This window comes from Streptomyces sp. NPDC008092, from assembly GCF_042957285.1.
Taxonomy (GTDB): Bacteria; Actinomycetota; Actinomycetes; order Streptomycetales; family Streptomycetaceae; genus Streptomyces.
The window spans coordinates 503049-509526 of the sequence record NZ_JBIBHY010000006.1 but is presented as its reverse complement, the minus strand read 5'-3'; the positions used below and the strand labels follow the sequence as shown (position 1 = coordinate 509526).

The following is a 6478-nucleotide window of genomic DNA, read 5'->3' as shown; positions in this document are numbered from 1 at the left end:
TCGCGCAGTTCCCCGCGCCCCTGAGGGGCGCTGTGCGGCACCCCCTTTTCCCGCCGCAACGGTGATCAGCCACGACGGTGTTGTCCGGCGGTGCCGGGCCGGCCGGTGCCGCTCGCCGTTGCGGGTGGCGGTGCTCTCCCGGGTGCGGCGTCGTCACGGCTGGTCGCGCAGTTCCCCGCGCCCCTGAGGGGCGCTGTGCGGCACCCCCTTTTCCCGCCGCAACGGTGATCAGCCACGACGGTGTTGTCCGGCGGTGCCGCGCCGTCGTGGCTGGTCGCGCAGTTCCTCCCCCAGCCTTCGGCCGGGGGTACCCCCAGCGCCCCCAAGGGGGGCGCTACGCGGCCCGGCGTTGCAGAGGTTCCGCGCTGTTCAAGGAGCCTGATGTGCCCAGGTCCGTCAGGATCGCTGCTGTTGCCCGGTGGGCCGAGTGGAGGGCTCCCTGGACTGTGCTGGTGTCGCGGTGGTCGCCGCAGACGTAGAGGCCGGCGAGGAGGCGGACGGGGCGGCGGAGGTCGTGCGGGGGGCGCATGGCGGGGATGGCCTCGGGGGTGTGGTGGACGGCGAGGGTCTCCCAGCGGCGGGTGGAGGTGGCGTAGAGGCGGGCCAGGTGCATGCGGACCGCCGTGTCGATGTCCGAGGGGGGTGCGCCGAGGACGGTGGAGGAGATCAGGGCGCGGCCCTGGGGGGCGCGGGTCGGGTCGATGTTGCTGACCACGGAGGTGTGGGAGACGGGGCCGCCGCGGTCGGCGTCCAGCAGGAGGGACGTGCCGGTGGTGAGGGTCACCGGTTCGTCCGTGGTGTGGTGGACCACCGTCACCCGGTGGAAGTCCGGGACGCGCAGGCCCGGGAGGAGTTCGGCGGCGGCTCGGGCGTCGGTCGCCAGGAGGACCGCCCGGCAGCGGATCTCGCCGTGCTCGGCCGTGGTCACCGATGTCGTCGAGACCGAGGTGACCCGTACGCCGGTGTGGACCGTGCCGGGCGGCAGGGCGCGGGCCAGGAGGTCCGGGAGGACCTCGGCGCCGCCCTCCGGCACGCACAGCCGCCCGCTCGCGAAGGAGCGCAGGGCGAGGTCCGCGCAGCGGCTGGACGTCGTCAGCTCGGGGTCGCACAGGAGGGCCGCGAGCAGCGGGCGCAGGAAGCCGTCGATCGTGCGGGCGGGCACCCCGCGCTCCGCGAGGGCGTGGGCGGCGGGGAGTTCGGGGCGGGCGAGGATCCGTTCGACCGGGGTCGTGGCGATCCGGCCCAGCGCGGCACCCAGGCGGGCCTGGTCGACGGCGCCGCCCATCGGCGCGGTCGACCGAGGCGGCGCCACCGGCGAGCCGCCCCTGGGGGCGCTTGCCAGGGCGCGCACGGCGTACAGTGCGCCCCTCGCGCTTCCGCCGCCCGCCGGAGCGCCGGCCCGGTGCCTGCGCCCGTCGCGATGCAGCAGCACGCCGGGCGCGTACCGGCGCAGAACCAGGGTGTCCAGTCCCGGGGCCAGGCGCAGCTCCGGATAGGACGTGGACAGGAGCTGCCCGATCCGGTCGAGCCGGAAGCCGTCCACCTTCTCGGTCGACATGCGTCCGCCGACGTAAGGGGCGGCCTCCAGGACCGCGGTCGTTACTCCTGCGCTGTTCAGCCGATGAGCCGCGGAGAGTCCGGCGATTCCGGCTCCCACGATGACGACGTCCGCCTGGTACGCGGGCTCATGCACGAGGCCCCTCCTCGATTGCGCGTCCGGTGGAGACGTGATGCCCCCAACAAGCTCCGGGGATACCCGAGTTCGGGTCGAGGTTAGGACGGTGATCGGTCAAGGACAGTCGCGCATGAACAGGGCACGGTCGCACGGCGGTCGCATGCGGTCACAGGGGCCGTCAGGCCGCCCGGATCGCGTCCTCGATGTCCGGGAACGCGAAGGTGAACCCCGACTCCAGCAGCCGCTTCGGCACCACCCGTTGACTGCCCAGCACGTCCCCGGCCATCTCGCCGAGCGCCGCGCGCAGCACCGGGGCGGGCACCGGGAAGAGAGCCGGACGGCGCAGCACCCGGGCCATCGCCGCGGTGATCTCGGCGTTGGTCAGAGGGCGGGGCGCGGTCAGGTTGAACGGGCCCGACAGACCCTCGGTCTCCATCAGGAACCTGATCGCCGCCACCTCGTCGTGCAGCGCGATGAACGACCAGTACTGGCTGCCGTCGCCCAGCCGGCCGCCGAGCCCCGCCCGGAAGAGCGGGAACAGCCGGCCCCAGGCCCCGCCGCCGCGGGCCACCACCAGGCCCGTGCGCGGGAACACCGTCCGCACGCCCGCCTCCTGCGCCGGGGCCGCCGCCTCCTCCCACTCCACGCACAGCGACGGCAGGAAGCCGTCCCCGGGCGGCGCGTCCTCGTCCACGGCCCGGTCGCCGGTGTCGCCGTAGAAGCCCATCGCGCTGCCGCTCACGAACACCCGCGGCGGGTCCGGCAGCGCCGCCACCGCCTCCGCGAGCGCCGCCGTGCCGAGCACCCGGCTGTCCCGGATCTCCCGCTTGTAGGCGGCGGTCCAGCGCCGGTCGCCGATCCCGGCCCCGGCGAGGTTCACCACCGCGTCGCAGCCGGCCAGGCCCGCGGCGTCCACGTACTGCCCGCCGGGGTCCCAGCAGACCTCCCCGGTGCCGTGGGCCGCGCGCCGGACCAGGCGCACCACCTCGTGCCCGTCCGCCCGGAGGGACCGCACCAGGGCGCTGCCGATGAGGCCGGACGCGCCGGCCACCGCGATACGAGAACGTTCCATGGGTCCCAGCATGCCGGGAAGGACGGGGGAAAACCCGTGGGGCCCCGGTGCCGGCCGACTTAGGGTGACCGCATGCCGGAACCGTACATACGCACCGCCCTGCCCGACGACGACGAGGAGCTCTCCGCCCTCGACCGCGCCACCTGGTCGTACCTGCACGCCGTGCTGCCCGAGCCGCAGCCGCCGTACGGCCCCTTCTTCAGCGAGCGGCACGCCCCCGAGGACACCCTGGTCGCCGAGCTCGACCGGCGCATCGTCGGCTACATCCGCCTCGCCCTCGGCCACAAGATCGCCTCCAACGCGCACGTCCGGCAGATCCAGGGCCTCGCGGTCGCCGAGGAGGCCCGCGGCCGGGGCGTGGCGCGGGCGCTGCTGCGGGCGGCGGTGGAGGAGGCCCGGCGCCGCGGCGCCCGCCGGATCAGGCTCGGCGTCCTCGGCCACAACACCCCGGCGCGCCGGCTCTACGAGTCGGAGGGCTTCGCCGTCGAGGGCGTGCTGCCCGGGGAGTTCTTCCTGGACGGCGAGTACGTCGACGACGTGATCATGGGCCGGTCGCTGTGACGCTCAGGACATGACGCTCGGGACGTGACGCTCAGGACGTGATCAGTTCGCCCGTGTCCACCGGCGAGGTGGCGTGCGCCCCGCGCGTCGCGTCCGCGGTCACCTCGTCGGCGGTGAGCACGTACCCCGTCTCGTTGTCGGACGTGGAGCGGGCGAACACCACGCCGTACACCTTGCCGCCGGTGGTCAGCAGCGGGCCGCCGGAGTTGCCGGGGCGGACCGTGGAGCGGATCGAGTAGATCTCCCGGGTCACGGTGGCGTCGTTGTAGATGTTCTGGCCGGTGGCCTGCACCCTGTTCGCCACGGTGGCCGCCTGCAGGTTCAGGTTGCCGTCCTGCGGATAGCCGGCCACCACCGCGGAGTTCCCGCGCGCCGCGCTCGTGTCGAACTTCAGCACCGGAGCCCGCAGCTGCGGCACGTACAGCACCGCCACGTCCCGGTCCGGGTCGAAGAGGACGACCTCCGCGTCGTACGACGGACCGACCCCGCCGATCCGCACGCTCGGGTTGTCGATGCCGGCCACCACGTGCGCGTTGGTCATCACGTGCTCCGGCGCGAACACGAACCCGCTGCCCTCGCGGCCCTGGGTGCCGGAGGAGCCCTCGATCTTGACCGTGCTGCGCTTGGCCGCGTTCGTCGCCGCCGCCGTGACGTTGTCCCCGGAGGGCTTGGCGACCCGGGCCGTCGACTCGTTCTCGAACGGGTTGAAGACCTGCGGGAAACCCGCCTCGGTCAGCGCCGAGGTGGCCCGCGAGAACCAGGCAGGCGTGGTGTCCGGCATGGTGTCCTGCACGGCGCCGAGCAGCTTCGAGTCCCGGATCGCCGTCGTCACCGCGGGCGACGAGGACGCGCCGAGGACGCTCGCCGCCACCCAGGCCACGATCAGCACCGCCACCGAGTTCGCGACCGCCCCGCCCACCCCGTCGGCCACCCTGAGCGGCCCCTGGTCCAGCTCCCGGCGCAGCCGCAGCGCCAGCCGCCCCGCCAGCTCGTGCCCCACCACCGCCGGTACCAGCACCGTCAGCACCGCGACCACCGTCGCCGTCGCCGTCCCGCGCGTGACCAGCTCCATCACCCACGGCAGCACCCACACGCCGATCACCGCGCCGCCCACGAACCCGGCCAGCGACACGCAGCCGGCCACCAGCCCGCGCCGGTATCCGGACGCCGCGTAGACGAGGACCACCAGTACGAGCACCAGGTCGAGCAGGTCCACGGAGCCGCCTTTCTCTCGGTGCCCTTAATACGGTCGGGACAGGTCCAGTGATCAGTTCACGCGCGCGGGGCCCCGGGAACCGGCCACGCGTGCGTGTACCCCCTGAAACGCCCCGGACCAGGACGATGGTTCCACCAGGTGGCACAGCACACATCGCGGGCGCAGCCGATCCGCCCGAGCATGATTGCCATGCGTGTCTTCCCAAGAGCGGGGCGGCGCACCAGGATCACCGCCCTGACGCTGCTCGGCTGCCTGCCCGGCGTCGCCGCCGTCCTCACCCTGGTGCTGTGCACCCGGGACGTCGACCGGCCTGTCGCGATCCACCTGGCCGCGCCCGCACCCGCCAGCCCCGCCGCCCTCTTCCGGGCACCCCGGCCGCACATCGAGCCGCGCTCGGTCTGGCTGGACGCCACCGTCAGCCGTGTCCAGCCGCCGCCGCGCTACGACGACCAGGTCGTCGCCGTCTTCGTGCACCACACCGACTCGCCCAACGGCTACTCCTGCGCGCAGAGCCCCGAGATCATCCGCCGCCTGTACACCGGTCAGACCGGCGACCGCGCCTGGGACGACATCGGCTACAACTTCCTCGTCGACCGGTGCGGCACCATCTACGAGGGCCGCGCGGGCGGCGCGGACCGGGCCGTCACGGGCGCGCACACCCAGGGCTTCAACCACCGCACCGCCGGCATCGCCGCCCTCGGCACCTTCACCGCCGGGGTACCCGTGCCGCGTGCCATGACCGACGCGATCGCCGCCGTCGCCGCCTGGAAGCTCGGGCTGGCCGGCGTCGACCCGCGCGGCAGCGCCCGGCTGGTCTCCAGCAACGGCCTCAGCCGCTACCGGGAGGGCACCGCCGTCGCCCTGCCCGCCGTCGCCGGCCACCAGGACGGCTACCGGACCAACTGCCCCGGAGCCGCCCTCGCCGACCGCCTCCCGGAGATCAGGGAGACGGCGGCCCGGCTGCAGGGCAGGGGGACCCGGGCGGGGACTCCGCTGCGCATGCTCATGGGGACGGCCCCGGCGACCTCGCTCGGACCGCCCGCGAAAGCGTCCACAGGAACGCCATAGGCGGCACGCAGGCCGTTCCGATCCCCGCGTCCTACCGTCAGGGACATCAGAAGCCGACTGGAGGCGGGGACCATGAACAGCAGTCGTACCGAAGGCCGTGCCGAAGCCCGCGCCGAGGCCCGTGCGCAGGGCACGGAGAAGGCGGGGCGGGCCTGGTCGTCCCGCGGGCCCTGGGCCGTGGTCTGCGCGGTCGCGACGGTCGTCCTCGGCCCGGCCGCGGTCACCGCGTCCGCCCTCGACCAGGCCAACGCGGCGCCGATGCACCACGCGGTCAAGGCCGAGCAGACCCAGGCGTACATCCCGTCCGACATGACCCGCCGCCGTACCGCGGCCTGAGCAGCCCTACGCCTTGAAGCGGTCCCACAGCCTGGGGAACCGCTCGGCGAGCACCCGGCCGTTCTCGAAGTCGACCGGGGTGCCCTCGGGTTCGGAGGGCGCGGGGGCGATGCCCAGGTCCGGCGCCACCGTCCCGGTGAGCTGCTCGTACGCCTCGTCCGCCGCGTACCCCAGCTCCTCGCCGTCGCCGTCGATCTCCTCGTCGAAGTCGGCCAGCAGCTCCGCCAGCGCGTCCGGGTCGTGCAGGGCGCCCTCGAAGATCTCCCGGCCCTGGGCGATGAGCCAGCACCGGAAGAAGTCGAACGCGTCGTCGCTGGCCCCGTCCAGCAGGACCCAGGCGGCGCCCCACAGGTCCCAGCGGTAGGCGCGGTTGTAGCGGGCCTCGAAGTGCCGGGCGAAGTCCAGGACGAGGTCGGGCTCCAGCTGGAGCAACCGCTCCACGAGCAGGTCGGCCTGCTCCTCGGGGTCGCCCTCGGCGGCCTCGCGGGTGGTGTCGACCAGCTCCCAGAACTCCGTCTCGTCCATCACGGGTCCAGCATCGTGCCTGGGC

Annotated in this window: 7 protein-coding genes; 3 read left to right on the top strand and 4 right to left on the bottom strand. The window is 74.1% G+C overall.

Features of this window, described 5'->3' with window-relative positions; genetic code table 11:
• Nucleotides 1-334 precede the first annotated feature (334 nt).
• Both ACFZB3_RS22235 and ACFZB3_RS22230 read right to left on the bottom strand, forming a co-directional pair.
• Entirely contained in the window at nt 335-1693 is a 1359-nt protein-coding gene (locus tag ACFZB3_RS22235; protein ID WP_391377514.1) for an FAD-dependent oxidoreductase, read from the bottom strand.
• Between the two features lie 160 nt (nt 1694-1853).
• Nucleotides 1854-2747 (bottom strand): TIGR01777 family oxidoreductase, encoded by an 894-nt coding sequence (locus ACFZB3_RS22230; protein WP_391377512.1) that lies wholly within the window; start codon nt 2745-2747, stop codon nt 1854-1856.
• Nucleotides 2748-2819: 72 nt separating this feature from the next.
• On the opposite strand from ACFZB3_RS22230, the gene ACFZB3_RS22225 reads away from it, so the two are divergent.
• Nucleotides 2820-3308, top strand: a complete 489-nt coding sequence (locus tag ACFZB3_RS22225) for a GNAT family N-acetyltransferase (protein ID WP_391377510.1) — start codon at nt 2820-2822, stop codon at nt 3306-3308.
• 31 nt (nt 3309-3339) lie between these two features.
• On the opposite strand, the gene ACFZB3_RS22220 is transcribed toward ACFZB3_RS22225, so the two are convergent.
• The gene (locus ACFZB3_RS22220) at nt 3340-4524 is read right to left on the bottom strand and encodes a MarP family serine protease (RefSeq protein ID WP_391377508.1); all 1185 of its coding nucleotides are present in this window, start codon (nt 4522-4524) and stop codon (nt 3340-3342) included.
• 189 nt (nt 4525-4713) lie between these two features.
• Here ACFZB3_RS22220 and ACFZB3_RS22215 point away from each other — a divergent pair, with 189 nt between their 5' ends.
• The gene (locus ACFZB3_RS22215) at nt 4714-5592 is read left to right on the top strand and encodes an N-acetylmuramoyl-L-alanine amidase (protein ID WP_391377506.1); all 879 of its coding nucleotides are present in this window, start codon (nt 4714-4716) and stop codon (nt 5590-5592) included.
• A 72-nt stretch (nt 5593-5664) separates the two neighbouring features.
• A complete protein-coding gene (locus ACFZB3_RS22210; RefSeq protein ID WP_391377504.1) occupies nt 5665-5928 on the top strand; it encodes a hypothetical protein in 264 nt (87 codons plus the stop codon).
• Nucleotides 5929-5934: 6 nt separating this feature from the next.
• On the opposite strand, the gene ACFZB3_RS22205 is transcribed toward ACFZB3_RS22210, so the two are convergent.
• The gene (locus ACFZB3_RS22205) at nt 5935-6453 is read right to left on the bottom strand and encodes a DUF4240 domain-containing protein (protein WP_391377856.1); all 519 of its coding nucleotides are present in this window, start codon (nt 6451-6453) and stop codon (nt 5935-5937) included.
• Nucleotides 6454-6478 lie beyond the last annotated feature (25 nt).